Origin of the sequence: Methanobacterium sp. BAmetb5, from assembly GCF_003491305.1 — an archaeon.
Lineage (GTDB): Archaea > Methanobacteriota > Methanobacteria > Methanobacteriales > Methanobacteriaceae > Methanobacterium.
The window spans coordinates 319,686-340,715 of the sequence record NZ_CP022706.1; the positions used below are offsets into that span (position 1 = coordinate 319,686).

Here is a 21,030-nt window from a genome sequence, read left to right on the forward strand (position 1 = left end):
AAAGAAATTTAAGTGTTTCCATTCCCTTTTTTATCCAAATATTTCTTAGCTACCTCTTTGTCAAAATCAGAGATATAATCTTTATCCTGGATTTTTCGATACTTTTCAAATTCTTTATTGGCTATTTCCTTGGCTACTGCCTGGGAAACTTTCCCGGGATTCTCGAGAATATCGTATTCATTGAATTTAAGGAATGCATCTAACCTTGATGACCAGTCCTCCATGGACATTAGTTTATGTCTTTCTGCCTGGTTTTCGGCATAGTCCAGGTACATGTTAACGATACGATTCAATTCTGAAATCTCTTTTGGGGATAAATAGTTTTTAGCTACATCAGTGTCTGTTTTTAGGATTTTACCTTCTGGTGCATTCTTCCAAGTGGTGAGGCCCATATTCTTTTTGGTGCTGTCAGCTCGTTCTGATATGATTTCTGCTGCAGTGTGGTGGGTGATGGCCCAGTGAAGCTTATTTTGAACCGTGGCATAGAAGGTTCGGGTAATCTCGGCATCTTTATTATAATCAAAACTGCACTGTGCATAGATATCAGTGATTTTTTGGTAGAATCTACGTTCACTGGCCCGGATTTCACGGACCTTTTCCAGTAATTCATCAAAATAATCCTTACCAAAGCGAGTACCGTTTTTTAGAAGTTCATCATCTAAGACGAAACCTTTGGTAATGTATTTTTTCAATGTTTCTGTTGCCCAGATTCTGAAATCAGTTGCCTTTTTGGAGTTTACGCGGTAGCCAACTGCTATGATTGCATCAAGATCATAATACTTGGTTTGATATGTTTTCCCATCGCTGGCAGTATTTTCCAAAATGGAAACAACTGATTTTTCAACTAGTTCCCCCTCTGAAAAAATATTTTTTAAATGTTTAGAAATAGCAGGTACCTTAACATCAAAAAGTTCGGCCATTGTTTTTTGTGTGGACCACATGGTGTCGTCTTTTAAAAGAACTTCAATGGTTGCCGCCCCTTCATCACCCTTGTAAAGAATTATATTATTTTTTTCTAATTTTTGATCTTCGGCCATAGATCTCAACCCTAAAAATATCTACTCCAGTTTTGCACCAAACAACCCTCATGAATTGTTTATAACTTCACTAATTATCCCCATCTTTAGTTTTCATCTAATGATTAGGGTATGTGTGTATTTTACTATGATCATTAAAAGTTTTGATAGTTTGTCCTGGAGAGTGTCTGAGAAGTAAAAAAGAATTAACTAAGGGTCAAAAACTACAGTGAGTTCAGGTTTTACCATTTCTCTACATGATTTAGTTTTTATAAGGGGTTAACAAAAACTAATAACATGGATTATCCTACAATAGGGGCATTTGAGATTAATCATTAGCAGTAATGAGGGGAGATACCTCGAAAAATAAAACTTGACAGATTAGGAAACAACAAAGATATGATGAAAATAGAAAAAATTACCGAAAATAAAAAACAGTTCCTGGATTTACTGTTGTTGGCAGACGAGCAGGAAGATATGATTGACAAGTATTTGCCAGGTGGAGACTTGTTTGCTTTATACGACGATGATTTGAAAAGTGTTTGTGTTGTAGTGCCCATAAATAGCAGAAACTGCGAGTTGAAAAACATAGCGACCTACGAGAAATATCAAGGCAGAGGGTACGGTAGAGCATTGATAAATTTCATTTCTGATTTTTATAAAAAGGACTACCAAACAATGCTGGTGGGGACCGGCGAAACCCCTGCAATCTTGTCGTTTTATGAAAGTTGTGGGTTTGAAAAGTCATATCGAGTAAAGAATTTCTTTACCGACAATTATGACCACCCTATTTTCGAGGGTGACATCCAACTGGTGGATATGATTTATCTTAAAAAGGATTTATAGGAATAGCAGGAAATGTATTACCAACGAAATAAAACGTTTAAACCGCGACCGTTAGAGGGCAAGCAGGGTGATGAGTACGGAAAATTTGACAAATAGGGGATTAGTTTATGAGCAACGAAAACCAAACGATTCACGAATTTGACTTGAATATTATTTATGATTATTTTGGAAACACAGAACGGCAAGGACCCGGAAGTCCCGAAATAACCCTCAAAGCTTTGAGTTTTATAGATGGTCTTACCGCTAAATCCAAAATTGCCGATATTGGTTGCGGAACAGGCGGTCAAACCATGGTGTTGGCGCAAAACACAGCCAGTGAGATTATCGGTGTTGATTTATTTCCGGAGTTTATCATCCAATTTAACCAGAACACCCAAAACCTAAATCTTCAAGATAGAGTGAAAGGTGTCACCGGTGATATGAAAGATCTTCCCTTTCAAGAAGAAGAATTGGACTTGATCTGGTCGGAAGGTGCGATTTATAACATTGGATTTGAACGTGGATTAAATGAGTGGCGAAAATATCTTAAAACAGGAGGATATATCGCAGTTACCGAAAATACCTGGTTTACCCAAGAGAGACCCACCGAAATTCAGGACTTTTGGCAAGAAGCCTATCCCGAAATAGACACCATATCCAACAAGGTTGCTCAAATGGAAAAAGCAGGTTATCTTCCCATTGCGACTTTTGTTGTCCCCGAAGCCTGTTGGACATATTATTATGAAGTTCAGCACCCCCAAATGCAAGAATCTTTACTGGAAAAAGAAAAATATAAGGGCAATAAATCCGCAGAAGACTTTATAGCCTATCAGCAATATGAAGCAGAGTTATACGACAAATATAAAGCATATTATGGGTATGTGTTTTATATTGGGAAAAGAATCTAATAATGACTGCCTCTAACAAGCAGTCATGATCTAAGATCTTTATATTTTTTCTTGGCCTTTCTTTAGTGGCTTTTTCAATTTTTTAGATATGATCCTTCTATTAAAACCTTAAAAAAAACTTAGAGTTGAATTTCAACTCCTATAGGGCAATGGTCAGATCCCATGATTTCAGGACGGGTGTATGCATCTTTAATGCTATCTTTAAGATTTTGAGTGGCAAAGAAGTGATCTAAACGCATTCCTATATTTTTTTCTCGGAGATTGTACATGTTACTCCACCAAGTATAGTGATGGGGGTCCAGAGTAAACTCACGGAATGTATCGGTATATCCCTGGGCTATTAATCTGTCAATAAGTGCTCGTTCTACTTGCAGAAATCCCGGCTTTTTAGATGCCTTTTTAGGGTTTGCTAGATCCAAGTGTTTATGAGCAATGTTGAAATCCCCACAAATCAATACTTTTTCACCTGAAGTTGATAAGGATTCAGTTAGGTTTAGAAACCTATCATAAAACATTAATTTATGATGGAGCATCTTGTTCTGGATATTTTTATCAGAGTTCGCACCACTAGGGAAATAAATGTTTAAAAGAATGAAATCATCGAATTCTGCTAATAGAATTCTGCCTTCTTCCTTGTACTTCCCATCTCCAAAACTATCAACAACCTTGTTGGGCTTAATTTTAGAGTAAATAGCAACTCCACTAAAACCTGGAGTTACAGTTGAAGATGAATAAAAGGAATAGTAATCATCGAATCCATCTAGAGTTGCTTTTACCTGATCTTCGGTGGCTTTAATTTCTTGCAGGCAGAATATATCGGGGCTCTCCTCTTGTAACCAATCAAGCTGTCGATTGCTATATCGTGCTCTGAGACCATTTACGTTCCATGATAGAATATCAGTTGTCATGTTTTTCTCCTGATTTAAAGATATTAAATTATAGGACCCTATTGTCATAAAAATTCATTATAAAATGATTCTTTGATATCTTTTTTATTTAGATTATAATCTAAATTCATTGTATAATTCGCTCCGAAAAAATTATTAAACCTTAAATAGCCTTAAATTACCTTAAATTATTTATCTGGTAATTCATATAGCATTACATTATTACTATTCAATTATTAAATAGGGATGTCTAAAGATATTATGAAAATAAAGGAACCCCCAAAAATACCTGCTTCTAAAGAATGGGTCAAAGTACTCTGTAATGATTATAAGTTTCAATATATTCAACATATTGATAATATACCTGATGGAGCATTATGGTCTACTTCTTGTTCCAAAACCAAATCTTCTAAATCACGTGGATACCCACGAGATTTTTATGTTGGCCGATATAACAAATTATTTTATAAATATACCGATTTATTTAATTTAGATTATGGGATAATTTCTGACAAATATGGGATACATATGAGAGATGAATGCCTAGACTATTATGATATTCATCCTAGTAATCTGAGTTTGGATGATAAGTTTAATTTAGGGTTGGTCGTTCGCGATAAAATATTAGAACAAGGTTTTAAAGAGCTAATTTTTTATTATCCTAGTCCATTACAATCAATTCCATATTTTGAAATTTTATGGTATTCTGAATTACCTGTATTTTACATATCTAAAATAAAAATATTGGAGGAATATTAAAGTGTTAGGGATAATCCTCGCTTGATATAACCTTTATCTATTAAAATATTCACAGATTCATCTAGACTTTTTTGATCCATTCCAAGTTTCTCTTTGGCAATTGATTCTATTTCCTCAAATGTAATCCACTCTGAATGTATTGATTTAAGATTCAATAAAAGATCTCTAACATTGGGGGGTAAAATTTTAGTAATTATTTCCATTACGTCATTATTGAGATTTTCTCTCATTGAATCTAACTTAGAAGCGGTAAATTCAGAATTTAACATGTCAACTTTACTGTATTGAATTAATTTTTTGACGCCATACTTAATTAATGCCTCTTGATCTTCACTAAATTCGTCTGATTTAAGGATATCAAGTTGTGTCTGAATTTTATATACATATTCACGATTATTCTTTTGATAATCTTCCCATTCACTAGAAATAGCATCAGAAGCTATGTCAAGAGTATGAGTCCAAGAGTTTAAATCTTTTACTAGTGTTTTTCTTTTCTTTACATCTTTTCTAAGCTCATTCATGTCGATTTCTTCATAATTAACTTCAAGTTGATTTATTTTATCCTTAAAAAACTTTATATCGTCCTGGAAGTTTTTTGTATCGCCTATCTTTTCATAAATTATATAATCTTCCTTTTTTTGATGCAAAGTTTTTAAAAAATCTTTTTCTGCATCATTGATATTTTCAATTAAGTTAGTGAACGTGATAACTAGACTTATTCTATCACCAATTTTCTTTATTGAATCTTCAGAAGATTTTAATAATGAGGATAGATCTATAATTTCAGAAGAAGTTTTAACATCAGGTTTATGATTTATGTTAGCTTCTTCTAGTTGTTTAAACATATAAAAAGCTAATTTATTCTTTTCATTAACGGTTTTTTTAGTTTTTTCTAATCTTTCTTCTAATTCATTTTGTCTGGTTTCAATTTCTTCAAATTTTGTACAGAGTTTGTCAAGACTATCCTTAATTTCTGAAGCCTTTTCAGAAATTTTTTCCATTTTTTCTTTTAATAAATAAATCTTTATGTTAAAGTATGGGGGTGTACTATTATCTTTATTAAATCCAAAAATTTCAAGCATTTTTTTAGCATATTCATCGGGATATTGGCGTTTAAATTTCATCTCAATATCATCAATCTTGTTTAACAAATCTTCTTTCGAATAATTTTCTAAGTAAAGATTGTTCAAGTCATCAAAATCTTCTAATAAACCCTTATATTCAACAATATCATTTCTTTTAAAATTATATTTTAACCACATAACACTTCTATTAATCACGTCATCTATTGATTCATCTAATTCAGATTTTATTTCATTTATCTCTTTCATTAAAGTAGGTGCAGCTTTGGAAGCTTCTTGAATAGCAATCAAGAAATTATTATTAAAATGTTTTAAAATTTTGGTACAAATATTAATTTTTAATAAATCATTGGAGGACTCAGCTTCTTTGAAAGTAGAAGTTATAAATTCATCAAATTCATCAAAAACGATTAATTTAGATGCTCTTTGTTTTTTAATATAATAATGTCCGAATCTTCTGAATTCATCATCATTCACATTGTTTTTATATTCGCTATAAAGTTTATTTAAATCTTCAAATGCAGAATCAATACTGTTAATTTCAATTATATCATTTTTAGGCCTAGATCTAATAATGCCTTTATAATCCATAATATTTATAAAAACATCTTGAAAGGCACGTTCATTTCTGTCTCGAATTATGAAATAGCTTTTCAAATCATTTAAACTCAATTTGCCACCTGCATTTTTAATAAATTCAAAGATTCTATCTTCTACAGGGTTAGTGGTAACAGTATATTTGTCTCCACTCTCAATTAAAAAACCATTATTAGCTAAATCTAACGAAACTTTGGTGATTTCACCAGACCCATCTTCAAAATCAGATGCTATGAAACCTTTACTTCCATATCTTTTAAATAACAAAACTCCATCCATGTTTAGACTGTGGATTTCATCAGGAGTATGAGAACCGTCATAATTTAAATATAATTTAAGTCCATCGGCAAAAGTTTTAGGGTCACGAGCATTTTTTAATTTAATTTGATTTATTACAAGACCCTTTTTAATTTGATAATCAATCCAAGTATTAATCTTAGATTTAAGATTTAATTCTTCAATTTTCTCTTGGCAAACACCCTCAAATAAATCCTTATCAATATATTTTTCAAATTTTTGCAACGCTTTCAAACCAAACAAAAGTTTTTTGGCAAGAGAATGATGAAGTTGAATGCCCATAACTTGATATTTATCATTCTGACCCAATTTCTGATCATATAACTCATCGTATGCTTGTTCCGTGAATTCACCGTTATGTAAAATAAGTACTAAATTTGTGGCTAAATCTTTACTTAAAATTGCACTAGCCTCATTGATGTGATTAGGTTCCACATCTCCATTAACAAGCAAAATCTTCGTATTAATCTTGGTATTAGTTTCAGGCACAATCAATTGTATTCTAGAATTTATTTGTTCATTGATCTCAAATATTTTTGATTTTTCCATAAACAAATAAAAGGCTTCTAAAATATTTTTTTCATATTCTTCATTGAGATTGTGTGATAAGTATCTCCATAATTTCAATTTTTCTTCTTCATTAGTTAAATAAGCAGTATCTAGAGGTATAGGTGTTGGATAAATTAGATTTAGCAGTGATTCATTAGCCAAATAAGCATATTCATCTTCAACAAATTCTTTAAAGATGCCGCTTAAAAGAATTGCTTCTTCATCATCTTCAATTAAGCCTTCAAAAAATGCTTTTGTATCTTCTTTATCAATAGGCAAATAAACCTTAGGTATTAAATTGTTTTTTTCATTTAATTCATAAGAAATAATTCTTTCCTTAAAGTCCTCAATTGGTTCAGAAAACTTTATTTTTTGTATGTAAAAAGTTTTATTCTCTTTGATGTATTTTTCTTTTGATAATTTGTTTAGTAAATCCTCTAAATTATTAGTGGCTGATAATGGTGCAACTTTAATTATAGCATTTTCAATTTTGTCGTTTTCTTTAATTTCTTGATTAATATTTTTGATCAGGTTTTGGGCTGACAGATTATCTTCTGAAATAATTTGTGAAATGTAATTTAAAGAGTTAGGTTTTAACTCTCCTATAATTAATCTAAAAATCTCTTTGCATATTTCTTGATTTTGTGTACTGCAAGATTCTTCCAAATATTTTATAACACGATCGTAGTTATTATCAATGCAAGGTGTTTGTCCACCATAGGCAGTAATTTCATGGCGTTTTAATTGATCTATTAGATTAGAATAGTTTAATATTTCGATTTGGTCGTCAACAACGAGACTTTTAAATATTTCAGTGAATAAACTAGTCAAATTACCCATATTCCTCTGACTGACTCTTAATAATGTATTAAATACTGAAATGTTAGATATGGGTAGATTATTTGGTAGTGTAGGCGAATCACCATCGTTGGAAGTATAAGAATAATTAATCAAATCCATCAAAAATTTAAGTCCCTCTTCTCTAGTTATTTGAGTTAATCGTATTTTTCCCACTCTTCTATCGAAACCAGGCATTATAAAATCATAATTAACTTGAATTTTATAATAAGCGTCAGGTGTGCAAGATAAGAAAAAGTGCAAACGGTCTTTGTATTCCCCATCTTTACCTAAAGATTCAACTTCGAAATCTCCATTGATAGATTCTTTAATACCGGATACTACTTTTTTGAGAGTTTTTGGAGATAATAGTAGTTCTTCGAATTCATCAATAAATATAAAGATTTTTTTATCATTATTATTTAATAATTTATCCAACGTTCTACTAAGAAATGATTTAGGATTTTCTTTCATTTCCGGTATTAAATCATTGTATTTAGAATCTGCTTTGATAACATTAAACAGATGTATTAACAATCTGTCAGGGTTTGCCAGTAAGAATTTAGCAAAATTCATTATAGTTTCATTTTCATATGAATTTGCTAAACGTGATGCCGAAAGAAAGAAAAGATAATCTCCAGAATTTGTTATATATGGTTCGATAATTCTTTCGTAGGTATCAGTTTTTCCTTCGCCCCAATCACCTAGAATAAATCTAGCAGCCACTCCCTCTGATTCTTTTTTACAATAGTTAATAGAATCTTTAATCTCTTCTTCTATTGAAAGTCTGCTTTTAATTGCAGTTTTTTCATTACCTGAAAATGTAACACCACTAATTGGAGGAAATCTTTTGAATTTTGCAGTAGTTTCCATTGTTAAAACCCCTAAGTATGTTTGATTTAATTGAATTCTTTTTTTTCAAGGATATATTTAAAAGCTTTAAGAAAAATTCCACTATTTAAACGTTTTTGAGTAAAATCTTTAGTTTTCCCATTTTTGATTTTATCTTGGAACTTCTTTTGTTCAGTTAAAAAAACATGAGCATTATGAATAGCTCTTGCGGAAAATTGATCATTTAATGTGTTCAATCTTTTATTAATGGATAAATTCTTACAAGAAGGACATTGGCATTTATTTAGTAATTTTTTTTCTTTTTCATTTAGAAATGAACGTCCGTTATTTCGTGATAAAGGGTGACGATCTGCAACTCCAGGTAACTGAATTACACCATAAGCTGCTTTTAATCTCCAACTGGTTGAATCAAGAGAATCAACACCTAATGAATACATTAAATGCATTGTTTTACTACTTCCAATTCCGAAAGCATGCAGAAAAGAGTTAGGGAATTCTTCTTGTACAATTCTAATAGCATCGATAACAAATTTGATTGGATCTTTGAATCTTTTTGTACCGTTAGTTCTGAATAATAAAGGAACTAAACTACCAATACCTACCATAGTTGGTTCGGGGATAATCTTTTTAATATCATCACAAGCTTTTTTTAACTCTTTGGGATTATATCCATGAACAACAGGCATTAAATCGACTTTTCCTTTATTTTTTACCATTATTTTCGTGTTTTCTAGTGTTTTTTTCCATCTTTTTTGATTAGCTTTATTAGTTTCAGAAGGATTGAAAGGATGGTCTAGAATAACCCCTAAATCAGGTTTAGATTTTTCGTATAAATCGATTATCAATAATGGATCGATATCCAAATCATCTTTTTTTTGGAATAAGAAGCCACCAGAATCCATTAATATAGCACCATTAAAATCGAGATGTTTGTGAATTCCGTTTTCACAAATTGAGTTTGTATTTGATTTAGTTCTAAGAATATCTGCTGCATTCACAATAATAGTTTTTATATCTAAAAATTTCCAAGGATGTGGACGTCCGCCCATTACATGCCCTAACCACAATGCAGGTGTTTGGATTTTTCTATTATTAATTAATGCTTCACCTCTTCGAGAGAATAGTTCTTTATCATTATAATGAATATTGAAGTTTAAGTTAGAATGATATTGTTCTAAATAATTTAAATCAAAATTATAGCTCAATAAATCACCATCAGGTATTGGATACGATTCACTTTTTTTTGATTGCATCAAGGATTGCAAATGGGTCATCTCCTATATCTTCAGCCATATTTTCTAAAGGATCTTCAGGAGGAGTAGTCTCAGATGATTGTTTTGTCTTTTTATCTGTTGTAAAAGTTGTATCTGGTTCATTTATTTGTATCTTAGATTCATTTTCATTACATTTCTCAGCTGCTTGTATTTTTTCAATTTTTGAGTATACTTTTTTAATAATATCTTCTAAAGCTTTATTTTCACCTTGATATTCATTTTCCAGAATAGATTCTAAACGAATTAAATCATTTTCTTCACAAATTTTAACTAGAGAATAAGAACAAATGCGTTGAATTTTTGAATTTTCATCATTTAATAAATTTAATAGTGGATTTATAGACCTTTCTGTGCCTATTTTGGCAAGAGATTCTATGGTCTTTATTTTGACATCAATATCAGGGTCATTTAAAGATCTAAGTAAAAGAGTTTCAGAATCTACATCCTCAATTTCACCTAAAATAGCAACTAAATAATATCTTAAGACATCATCCTCTGATTTAAGAGATTCGGATATTTTTGGTATGGCTTCTTGATCAAAATTCCCAATAGCTTCCTCAGCAGCCCAACGTACGGATGTGTCACGATCTTTTAATGTATTTATTAAAACATCAAGTGTTTCAGGGTTTTTAAGTTTACCCAGTGATTTGAGAACTTCTAATCTTATTTCATTATCCTCATCATCAATTAGTTTAAGCAGATATTTCGAAGCCCTTTTATTGTTACTATCTCCTAAAAGTTTAACAGCTTCCATCCTAATATCAAGATCTTCATTTAATAGATTATTCACTAATTTTAAAAATTCATCTTTGCTTAATTCCCTTGTTTTACAGGAATTAAGTATTTTTTCCACATATTCATCTCCCTTTAGCGAACTAAGTAGTTCAATTGAGAAGTATGCGATTTCTTTTTGACTATTATCAATATTTTTACATAAATAGGTCACAGCTGTTTCTTCATCAAGATCAACTAGTGTTTTTAAACAATGAATAGTTAAATTTGAAGAATATTCTTCCTCCATCGCTTCAACTATTGGCTTTATCGTATTAATGTCTTCAAATTTACCCAATGCGTTCACAGATGCAATTCGGACGATAGAGTCAATATCATTTTCAAGTGTATCTATCAAAGGTTCAACAGCTCGATTATCCCCTATTAATCCTAAAGCTTTAGCAGAACTGCTTCTTACAAAAGAATCATAGTCATCCAAAGTTACGATCAATGTTTCAACCGCTCTTTTATCTCCTATTAATCCTAAAGCCTTCACACAACCTGTTTTGATAAAATACTCCTCTTGATAGTATTCATCATTTAGAACTTGAATTAATTTAGTAACAGCAATTGGCTTCATCTCGCATAATATTTCAATTAATATATCTCTTTTATTCTTATTTTTAGTTCCTAAATTTTGAATAATTTGGTCGATTGATGAATTACCCCATTCAATTAAAGTTTTTTTAGCATTCTCCTGATTATTAGGATCATCAAGTGCTTTGATCAGAAGTTCTATTGTTTTTTCCTCAGCTGATTTATCTTCAGCCATGGATCTAGTCGGGGTAGACTTCTTAGGATTTTTAATTTTATTATGACATTTAGGACATAAGTTATGATATCTAGATTTAGGGACAAAATCTTTTTTACATATCTGGCATGTTTTTACGATATTACTGTAGCATACAGGACATAAAATAATTTTACTATCCGGAATAAATTTTTTATGACAATTAATGCATCTTCTCATCTTTTCAACGCATTTTGAGCAGTGATAGGGATCATCTGATGATGATGGATCAAAATATTCATGGCAAGATGAGCAGCGTTGTAAAGATAATTTATTAGCTAAATTGATTTTATCGTAGCAATCTTTGCAATATTTAGAATCAATTAAGTCTGATTTCGCCATAAGTTTACCACATTCATGGCATTTAGCAAAACCGGAACTAGAATCAACTTTAGGATTAGATCTATGCCTTATTTTTCTAATATTTTGCCCCCACTATTTGTTTAATTATTAATATTGTAATATGGTAGATATCCTTTTCCATATGTTTTTAATAGCAACATTTATTAATATTAATTAAAAATATTTACAAATGATAACAATATTCTTTAATGTTAGCAATTAATATCACTCAAATTAAATCAGGGGACTAGTAGTAGGTATCTCTTTCAAAAATAGAATAAAAATCATCTAATTCAATTGAAGGACAGAATATTTGAGGTTTTTCTTTATTATGGTAAGACACAAATTGTGTTTTATATTCATCTTTAACCAGAGAGTTATAAAAATAACAAGTATCTTTGTAATATTTAAGTAAAGGTAATAACTTGATTGGTTTTCGATTATTGTCCATAATAAGATAAATATTATTAGAATCCATTGGACTCATAGATTCAATTTCCATACTTATGAAACGATTATTGGAACCCATGAATTTTTTGGCAGTGTAATAATAAATACTATCATTAAATGTGTTATCTAATGGCAGAACTAACAAATTATCTTTAAAAATATCATTGATACAATTATACAATTTAGAGATAGAATTCCTTAAAATTTTGTATCTATTTCCATATTCAGTTTTTGAAACTACAGGTCCATGTGCATCCCAACTATTTCGATACCTGCTAACTTCATTTAAAATTTCGTATAATTCATACGAACTAATTTTTTCAATAAATACAGGGTTATAAGCCCCAAAAATGTTCAATAATTGGTTTCGTTTATATTGTTTCCCTAAAATAAACCGAAGATTTTTTGCAAGGCAACTGCCAAAAAAATTCCAATTTCCGAAACTAGGATGATAATACCAATTTTTGAACTTTGGATTGAATTGTGTGCAGCGATAAAATTCACGGTTGAAGAATCTATCATCAGATATTAAACCACTTAACATAATAATCACATTAAATTCTGAAAAAGCCTCAAAAAAGTGGAGAAGATATCTAACTTTTAAATCTGCTTTTGAAGTTCTGAAACTCTCCCAAAGAATAGAAGATAAGGGATAAGGTAATGATTCAAGCCATTTTTCAAAATGATATTCCCTTTTGTCGTCTAATGCGTCAACATGTTCAGTGATTAATTTGTATTCATCAGGGTTTTTCCATAATTGATCTCTATAACTGTTTGCTCTGGCAGTTATTTCACTTATTATAGAATCAACTCTTAAAACTTCAACTTGAGAGTCTAAATCCGGTAAATAAATTTCTGTATTCGATATAAGATCATCAAATAAAGCTGGTGTATATTTGCCAATTGTTATTGATTCTCTAATTTTCTGCCCTAAAAGGGTATCATTAATATAATTTGCTAAATATTCGGCAAGACAACATTTTTGATTTAAAATCAGATGCAAATAATCTGTATTCACGATTTTATCATTATCAACTACAACTTTGAAGTTTTCGTCTAAAGGTAAAAACAATGAGTTTACTTGTACTTCAGTTTCACAATTTTTTGATGGTATCTGAACTTCTTTTACTACGCTAGAAAACGATTTGGTGTTGAAATTTGAACTTTCACTAATCTTTAATGATTCAATTTGAGCATAGAATGATTTAAAAGTAAAAAATGAACTTAAAGTAGTTATATAACCATATTGTGGAATTTTTCCAAGTTTTCTTAAAATTAGATTATTTTTGAGAATTTTGTTTGCATCGTAGTCATGGCTTAGCGTACCAACAAATATATCATTGTGATATTTTTTTGATACTATTAATAGTATTTTATCTGTTTCATCCGGAGCTAATATGTAAGGAATCTCAATAATTGCTTTAATATATAGTCCAAATTCATTTAAATTAGAAAATGTTGATGTGGTTTCTCGTTTAAGTAAAAAATCAGGTTCTAAAATAAATAGCCCTTCACCCTCAGCACTGATTTTCTGAGCCATATGAATAAAATTTATGGAAGCAATATCGTCAGATATTATGTCTTTTAAATCATCATTGATAGAAATTAAGTTATCAATTGGAGGACAGCCTACTATAAAATCATATGATTTTTTGATTTCACTGTTGCTTTGAAATTCTGTGTTAATTAAGTTTTTTAATATAGTAGAATTAGTTTTTAGTGTAATTATATCCTTATTTTTAAGTTCTAATAAACTTTTTGACATAAAACCGTTTAAAGGCCAGGGATCAAGCACATTACCCGGTTTTAAATCGTTCAAATAATCAGAAATAAATTTAGAGATTACCTCAGGTAAAATTACTAATTTTTCTCCAAATACTTGATTAATTATCTCCAAGTAATTTAAAGAAATATTGACTCCTTCATTAGAAATAATTTCAATGAAATCCTCGATATTTAGATTGGAATTGGATTCTAATACCGTTTTAAGGATTTCAGTTAGAGTAATAATCTCATTTTTGTTATATTCCGTAGACAAATTTTCAGACTTTAATATTTCAAAAATTTGGGTTTTAAGTTCCAATATTAAATTATCAATTTCATCCTTTAAATTTGATTCAATATTGTTTTCCTTTTTAAAATCAAGGGAATTCTCTTTTATGTCTGATTTTATCTTTTCAATCTGAAATTCAATACTTTTTATTTCATCATTCCATACATTAAGTTCATCTACACTTTGATTATTTTTTTCTAATTTTGATATATCATTTTGCCAAATAGACAGTTCTTCTTCTAACGTGGGTAATTCTTTAATCAATATATCTTTTTGAAGCTTTAAATCATTTATTTTACGCGTTATAATCGATTTTTCAGTTTTTTTATCAGTTAGGGCTTTCATTGAACTTTGTATTTTGGAGATACTAGTCATTTACTAACCTCAATAATTTTTATTTATTTCAAGAACTTTATTAGCTACTTGCCACCTCTCAGGAACTACCTTAACAGAAAAATCTTCTTTTGACGTTTCTAATTTATTTTTTGGGTCCTGGATCAAGTACAAATCATAAGAATTACCGTTATCTACTAAGATGTATAACCAGTAATTTTCTCCGAATCGTTTTGCTTTTAACCATTCATTAAGCGTTAACGTGATTTTACTTTCAATATCTTTGACAAATTTAAAAGCTATAAATCTAATCTTGTTTTTATCCTTTGATTTGATATTAAAGCCGGAGCTTGATGGAGTCAATAAGGGTTCACGACCTTCCTTAATTTCATAATTTAAAATTATATTAATTTTCGAGTCATTAGTCGTGGGAATAGTTTTCGATTTAACATTAATAGTGGCAATAAACTTAGGTAAAGATATACTAAGGCTACTTTCTTGAACAATCTCTTGATTCAATTGTTTTAATGAAGATTCATATTCTTTTTTCTTTGTTTCTTTATTGTATATCGCTAAATCAACATCTTCACCAATATCTGATCTTATATAAAGTTCTGTTAAATCAGCATCTATTTCAGTTATTAATTGCTGGAGTGATTTTATTCCATACTTCTTCTTCACATTAGCTTGACGCTCTCTTTCAACTTTGAGTTCTTTTAGATAGTTCTTAGCCAACCCAATAACCTGAATTTTGGGTGTTTTTCGATCTAATTGAACATTCAAAGGTGTTGGTTCATCCACAGGTTCAAAATTCCATAATATTGATGGATCAATCTTTTTAATTTCGTGACCATCATCGTATATGGCAAACAATCTTTTACCTACAATTTCATCCTTACCATCCTTAACGGCACCTTCATAGAACCAAATATATCCATCATATTCTCCAGAAGGATCAAAAAAAGAACAACCTTTTAGCATTTTTTCATAAAATGATTTTTCAACCCATTCAATAAGACCCTCTAAAAGTGGATGTCCAAATGTAACTAGTTCAGTTCCATTATTAGCATTATCACGGTTAAAGGTTATACTTGTGTAAGATTTTTCAATAATGCCAAAGTTCTTTTTAAATGAATTTTGATCATTATTTTTACGAATTTCAAGCGGTACTGTTCGTATTTGGATTGTACCATCCTTTCTAATGTTATATCTGCCATTAGCTTTTATAAATGCCTTTTTAAAGAATTCTTCTAAATATTCTGGCACGAGACTTAATTCAGCATTCATCTCACTTAAATCAAAAATGGATTCATAATCAATATTATCTACTAAACCTTGATTTAATAATTCTTTTTTTAACCTTTCCCTGTATTCTCCATCAACTTCAAAGTCTAATTCATCTTGAATATCAACTACACTTCTTTCGCCTGAAACCGCTTCAGCGATTAAATTATAAAGATCTTTTCCTTGAAATACATCACCAATGACGTCAAATACTTTATCAGAGCCTATCGATTTTTTTATTTCATTTAATTTATCTAGAATGGTTGCTAATACTGCACCTTCGCGGGTATTTTCAGCTACAAAATTAAATATATTAACATCTTTTTCTTGTTTGTATCGATGAATCCTTCCCATTCTTTGTTCTAAACGGTTAGGGTTCCATGGAATGTCATAATTTATCATTAAATGACAGAATTGGAGATTAATACCTTCACCTGCAGCTTCTGTGGCTACCATGACTTGAGTTTGATCTTGGAAAACCCTTTCAGCTTTAACCCGCTCATCCATATTCATACCACCATGAATGGTATTTACTTCATACCCCCAAGAGCTAATTTTTTCAATCAAATAATCCAGAGTATCTTTAGCTTCAGTAAAAATCAGTATCTTTTCCTCACCTAGAGAATCCATTACTTCTCTCAGTTTAGAAAGTTTCGTTTCGTTTCGTTCACCCAAGATAGAATTTGCTAATATTATAAGATGGTCTAACGTTTTTATTTCAGCTTTTAAGGCAGTGATAGTATCTACGGTGGTCTTTTTTTCCCATTCTGATTCCAATATCCAACGATCTTCTTCTGATTCATCTTCTAAATCCTTATCATCAATGGATTGATATTTTTTGAGTAATTTTGGGTTTTCAATGATTTCTTCAAAACTAGCTTTTTTCCTTTCCAAAGACTTCAATAGTGCATATATACTCGAAGCCATTCTTCTTTGAAGAATTAAAAGTGCAAATGAAAAACCTACTCGCTTACCTCTCATTAAAGCTCGATTGAATTGCGTACGAACATATCTTGATACATCTTCGTATAATTGAATTTCCTGTTCATTCAAATCGAATTTAACTGTTGTTGTATACCTTTTGGTAAAAATAGGTTTTTGATCAAAATCTCTGAGATCTTCTTTTATTCTCCTAATAAAAAGAGGATTATCACCGTTCCGCCGAGCTTCATTGATCATTGCAGGATCTGCAAAAAAACCTGGTAAAAGTAGGTCAAGAAGTAGTCGGTAATTTTCTGGATCTCCTTGGTGAGGAGTTGCAGTAAGAAATAGCATGTGTTCAGTAGTTCTTGATAGAACTTCACCCAAACGATATCTTTGTCGTTTGGAAATTTTTTTACCGTACATATATGCAGACATTTTATGGGCTTCATCAACCACTACCAAATCCCATTTTGTTCCACTTAACATTGCACGTATATCTTTTTGTTTTGCAAAGTCAATCGAAGTAATATATTGATTTTCGACATCCCAAGCATTTTCTAAACTGTAACTATTGATATATGACCTATTAACAGTTCTAAAAGATTCATTAAACTTATCTTTCATTTCCCTTTGCCATTGACTGGCTAAATGACCCGGAGATACGATTAAAATTTTTTTAGCTAATCCTCTAAGTTTCAATTCCTTGATGATTAACCCGGCCATTATAGTTTTACCAGCACCAGGGTCATCTGCAATCATAAACCGCATTTTAGGTTGTTTCAACGCATGAAGATATACGGCGTCTAATTGAAAAGGAAGTGGATCAATTTTGGAAGTATTCATGGCCAAAAAAGTGTCAAACATTGAAGTATATCTGTATCTTTGTGCTTCTAATGATAGAAAGACTTCACTCGCTGGAGATGAAAAATCTATTACAAAATCATCTATAACTAGTTTTTTAAGATCCTCATCATCAAGCAAATTTTCAAAGAGCTGATTTGATTGGACTGTAGAACCAATAATAAGAGTATTTTCTCCTAATTTTTCAACTTTTTTAATCTCTATTTGTTCTGGCCAAAAAGGTCCTGATACCGTTATTCCTTCTTTTAACATCTTCTTACTCCCCTTTTAGAAGATTATTTAGTTAATTCCACTGAAGGTGAAATATCTAATTGTTCTAATGTTTCTTTGATTTTATTTTCATAATCAGAAGCAGAAATTTCCCCATCTTTAACAATTATGTTGAATTTAGCTTTGGTGTCAACATCATCAAAAGGCCCTTTGAGGTAAGCAATCATTTTGATTATATCCGCTACTTTTTCCAAAGAAACTTCTAATTCAAGTTCAATTTCCGAAATTACGTCTTTTTTACATAATTCTGGAATAACTATAATTTCATCTATGGTTAATTTGGGGATTAATTCATCCTTTTTCAAACATTTAGGCGTTCCTTCCTCTAAAATTCCCAAAAGGAAATAACCTCTTTTAATCCCTTGATTAATAGCTACTTTAACATTTTGGCGAATTTCATTAAAGTCCAGTTCTGGACTTTCTGAAACGATAGATTCCGTGATTTTTTTTGTTTCGAAAAAATCAGATGAATCCAAGTATAGATTCTTAATATCTTCGGGAGTTATTTCAAATGGAGGATGAAGTGGTTTTTCTTTACATAAATCAGGATTTATAATGATTTCTGGATAGACTAAATCTACTAAACAATCTCTTTGGAATGAAATACATTTTATTTTTTCATCTTCTTTTATTCCTAAACCAAAGTCACCTTTTTTTACACCATCAATAATTGCAGATTGAACACTTTGACAAATTATATTTTTATCAACTGCAGGGTTTAATTTTGCATATAGTTGTAGGATTTTAGGAGTTTCAACGCAGTCATCAGATTTAAGAATATCATTCTTGATTTCTTCTGATGTTGGTGGTTCGAAAGCGAAATTAATGCAAATTTCGGCATCAATTAATAACTCTCCATGGACTAGTTCAGGTGAGCAAACTTTTTTATAGAATTTACAGTATGGTTTATCATCTTCGAAATCACCTAATCCAAATAAACCTTCTTTGACACCTTCACGAATGGATCTTTTAAAAACTTCTTCGGATGTTATCCGGATCTCACCAGGTGTTTTGTAGAAAGAGTCATGAATTTTAACAGTTTCAACATGTCTTTTCCCTTTCAGATATTTTTCACGAATAATAAGCGGAGATAACTTTTCAGTTAGTTCATCTTCATTTTTTAATCGTTTTTGAATGTCTATTTCAATGGAATGATCCATCCCATAGGGATGACGACCAAGATCTATTTCTTTAAGTCCATCTAGAGATGGGAGGAAAATTAGCCTATATAAGTTGCGTATAAACTCTTTAGAATCATTTTCTAATTCTCTAATCTTTTTGTTTACTTCATTTTTCTGATCTGGAGTAAGATCTAATAATTTATCTTCGATAACTAATTTCCATGCCAATTTGTCTTTAATCGCATTTCTCAATACCCCTCTTTCAGATTCTAAAGGACTTAAAAAAATTAGGGTGTTACGGTAAACTCGTGGACGATCTCCATAGTTTTCTAAGAAATCAATTAATAAGTCTTTATCATTTTCAATAACTAATTTCAAATTTTTAGTATCAGGGATATCCTTCGAGTTATAAGGCCATTTATAAACATCAAAGACTTTTTTTCCTAAAATTTTATTCAAGAGGTTTTCTTCATCTTCCCGAATCATTTCATCGGTTATGCCTTCTTTTTTAATCTCTTTAACTCGGTTAAGAGTGATTTTGTTTAAAAATAAGTATCGATTGTCCTTTGAGTGCAAGTAAAGAAGGTTATCTTCAAGTCTATTGATGGCTACTTCTATGATGTTGCTGGGGATATCAACATCAATACATGAAAGTTGAATTTCTTTAATTGATGCACCATTTTTCCCACTTAAACCGGTTGGGAATGAATATAAAAACATAGTAGTTGAAACTTTGGTGCCTATATTGTAAGGCAAATACGCCGAACCAAGTGTAACATCGACTTCTTTAGACCCAGAGGTGGGTAATGTTATATCTGAAGCTATTATGGCATCATATTCATGCCCAGCATATTTTAATAGTTCTCTTTTAATGGTTTCATCATTAAGATCGAAATCTGATAAATGAATTAGTGAATTTTTAGAATTTCGTAAGGAATTGACGATTAATGAAAGGAACCTTAATACTCCTCTAGTGCGTTGAAATTCTGGGAAGGACCCCCATCTAGTGTACAGAATGTCAATTACTTCTGGTTGGAACGGGTAACTTTGGATGAACTTCTTTTTATATTCTGATTTGTCTATTTTTTTAGGTAGAATATTTTCCTGGTCTGCATAATCAATGAATTCATCAACAATGTTTTCAGCTTCTTCTTCATCCACAGAACTAAATAACCTTCTTCTAATGACGGGATATATTTCTTCATCCTGTACTGGAGTATATATCATCTCTACTCTACCCACTACCTTCTGAATTTTAATGGATAGATTGTGATAAAGGGCTTCTGCTTCTGAATCAAAATGTTCAGTTTCACTAGATGGCAAGGTGAGAATCATCATCGAATTTTCAACAGTGCTAATGGCAGCGGTAAGTTCCTGGATGAAGGCAAGTAATTGTGAAGCTAAATTAGATCTTCCCACTTCTATTCCTGATGCTTTAGTGGCATATTCCAATAATTCATCTATTAAAATCATTACTGGTTGTTTGGAAACTAATAAATCTCGTATTTTATCTTTCCCCGGAGAGGTAGGTCCTTTTAATTTATCTATTTTTCCAGTTAGTTGCCTTTCCATTTCCTCCCAAATATTAACATCTTTAGGATCTAATGCAGTACCATCAATAACAACAACATTAGCACCCATTTCACGGGCTTTATGGTATAATGCTATCAAGGTGTGTGTTTTACCTCCACCAAAAGGAGTTTGAAGCTGTATTATAGGGTCTCCACCTTCCCCATTGAGTCTCATCTTAGCAACATCGAGAATATTATTCAAACCCTGAGTGAGATAAGTTTTTTTAAAGAACAGATTAGGATCTTTGTATTCCTCCGGACCCTCCCCCTTAAAAACATACCACAAATCAGCTGCAAATACATCCATTCTTAGTTTTTTCTCAAATATATCCTTATGTGGTTTGGCAACCATTGAAAAAGGTTTCATTTCTCTCATC

11 protein-coding genes are annotated in these 21,030 nt (G+C 30.9%); 3 read left to right on the forward strand and 8 right to left on the reverse strand.

What is annotated here, in order from left to right; genetic code table 11:
• Positions 1–8: 8 nt before the first annotated feature.
• A complete protein-coding gene (locus CIT02_RS01570) occupies positions 9–1,037 on the reverse strand; it encodes a virulence RhuM family protein (protein WP_292613395.1) in 1,029 nt (342 codons plus the stop codon).
• Between the two features lie 378 nt (positions 1,038–1,415).
• Here CIT02_RS01570 and CIT02_RS01575 point away from each other — a divergent pair, with 378 nt between their 5' ends.
• Positions 1,416–1,862 carry an N-acetyltransferase gene (locus CIT02_RS01575; protein WP_292613397.1) on the forward strand — a complete coding sequence of 149 codons (447 nt, stop codon included), beginning with the start codon at positions 1,416–1,418 and terminating at the stop codon, positions 1,860–1,862.
• A gap of 107 nt (positions 1,863–1,969) precedes the next feature.
• A complete protein-coding gene (locus CIT02_RS01580) occupies positions 1,970–2,749 on the forward strand; it encodes a class I SAM-dependent methyltransferase (RefSeq protein ID WP_292613399.1) in 780 nt (259 codons plus the stop codon).
• A gap of 119 nt (positions 2,750–2,868) precedes the next feature.
• Here the strand turns inward: CIT02_RS01580 and CIT02_RS01585 are convergent, their stop codons facing one another.
• A complete protein-coding gene (locus CIT02_RS01585; protein WP_292613401.1) occupies positions 2,869–3,657 on the reverse strand; it encodes an exodeoxyribonuclease III in 789 nt (262 codons plus the stop codon).
• Positions 3,658–3,897: 240 nt separating this feature from the next.
• Here CIT02_RS01585 and CIT02_RS01590 point away from each other — a divergent pair, with 240 nt between their 5' ends.
• Positions 3,898–4,395 carry a hypothetical protein gene (locus tag CIT02_RS01590; protein ID WP_292613403.1) on the forward strand — a complete coding sequence of 166 codons (498 nt, stop codon included), beginning with the start codon at positions 3,898–3,900 and terminating at the stop codon, positions 4,393–4,395.
• On the opposite strand, the gene CIT02_RS01595 is transcribed toward CIT02_RS01590, so the two are convergent.
• The 6 genes from CIT02_RS01595 to CIT02_RS01620 all read right to left on the reverse strand — a co-directional run bounded on the left by CIT02_RS01595 (position 4,392) and on the right by CIT02_RS01620 (position 21,029).
• Entirely contained in the window at positions 4,392–8,630 is a 4,239-nt protein-coding gene (locus CIT02_RS01595) for a hypothetical protein (RefSeq protein ID WP_292613405.1), read from the reverse strand. The two genes, CIT02_RS01590 and CIT02_RS01595, sit on opposite strands and share 4 nt — an antisense overlap.
• A 26-nt stretch (positions 8,631–8,656) precedes the next feature.
• Positions 8,657–9,883, reverse strand: a complete 1,227-nt coding sequence (locus tag CIT02_RS01600; protein ID WP_292613406.1) for a tRNA-guanine transglycosylase — start codon at positions 9,881–9,883, stop codon at positions 8,657–8,659.
• Positions 9,843–11,786 carry a HEAT repeat domain-containing protein gene (locus CIT02_RS01605; RefSeq protein ID WP_292613407.1) on the reverse strand — a complete coding sequence of 648 codons (1,944 nt, stop codon included), beginning with the start codon at positions 11,784–11,786 and terminating at the stop codon, positions 9,843–9,845. Before CIT02_RS01605 ends, CIT02_RS01600 begins: the two co-directional genes overlap by 41 nt.
• Positions 11,787–12,033: 247 nt before the next feature.
• Positions 12,034–14,664 carry a hypothetical protein gene (locus CIT02_RS01610; protein WP_292613408.1) on the reverse strand — a complete coding sequence of 877 codons (2,631 nt, stop codon included), beginning with the start codon at positions 14,662–14,664 and terminating at the stop codon, positions 12,034–12,036.
• 9 nt (positions 14,665–14,673) lie between these two features.
• Positions 14,674–17,943: a helicase-related protein gene (locus tag CIT02_RS01615; protein ID WP_292613409.1), complete on the reverse strand. Its 3,270-nt coding sequence runs from the start codon at positions 17,941–17,943 to the stop codon at positions 14,674–14,676.
• A 23-nt stretch (positions 17,944–17,966) separates the two neighbouring features.
• Complete coding sequence (locus CIT02_RS01620; protein ID WP_292613410.1) at positions 17,967–21,029, reverse strand: ATP-binding protein; 3,063 nt, start codon at positions 21,027–21,029, stop codon at positions 17,967–17,969.
• Position 21,030 lies beyond the last annotated feature (1 nt).

What these genes read in the sequence shown, in the direction of transcription:
- CIT02_RS01570 (WP_292613395.1), bottom strand. Translation starts at nt 1,037, where the DNA reads ATGGCCGAAGATCAAAAATTAGAAAAAAATAATATAATTCTTTACAAG.
- CIT02_RS01575 (WP_292613397.1), top strand. Translation starts at nt 1,416, where the DNA reads ATGATGAAAATAGAAAAAATTACCGAAAATAAAAAACAGTTCCTGGAT.
- CIT02_RS01580 (WP_292613399.1), top strand. Translation starts at nt 1,970, where the DNA reads ATGAGCAACGAAAACCAAACGATTCACGAATTTGACTTGAATATTATT.
- CIT02_RS01585 (WP_292613401.1), bottom strand. Translation starts at nt 3,657, where the DNA reads ATGACAACTGATATTCTATCATGGAACGTAAATGGTCTCAGAGCACGA.
- CIT02_RS01590 (WP_292613403.1), top strand. Translation starts at nt 3,898, where the DNA reads ATGAAAATAAAGGAACCCCCAAAAATACCTGCTTCTAAAGAATGGGTC.
- CIT02_RS01595 (WP_292613405.1), bottom strand. Translation starts at nt 8,630, where the DNA reads ATGGAAACTACTGCAAAATTCAAAAGATTTCCTCCAATTAGTGGTGTT.
- CIT02_RS01600 (WP_292613406.1), bottom strand. Translation starts at nt 9,883, where the DNA reads ATGACCCATTTGCAATCCTTGATGCAATCAAAAAAAAGTGAATCGTAT.
- CIT02_RS01605 (WP_292613407.1), bottom strand. Translation starts at nt 11,786, where the DNA reads ATGGCGAAATCAGACTTAATTGATTCTAAATATTGCAAAGATTGCTAC.
- CIT02_RS01610 (WP_292613408.1), bottom strand. Translation starts at nt 14,664, where the DNA reads ATGACTAGTATCTCCAAAATACAAAGTTCAATGAAAGCCCTAACTGAT.
- CIT02_RS01615 (WP_292613409.1), bottom strand. Translation starts at nt 17,943, where the DNA reads ATGTTAAAAGAAGGAATAACGGTATCAGGACCTTTTTGGCCAGAACAA.
- CIT02_RS01620 (WP_292613410.1), bottom strand. Translation starts at nt 21,029, where the DNA reads ATGAGAGAAATGAAACCTTTTTCAATGGTTGCCAAACCACATAAGGAT.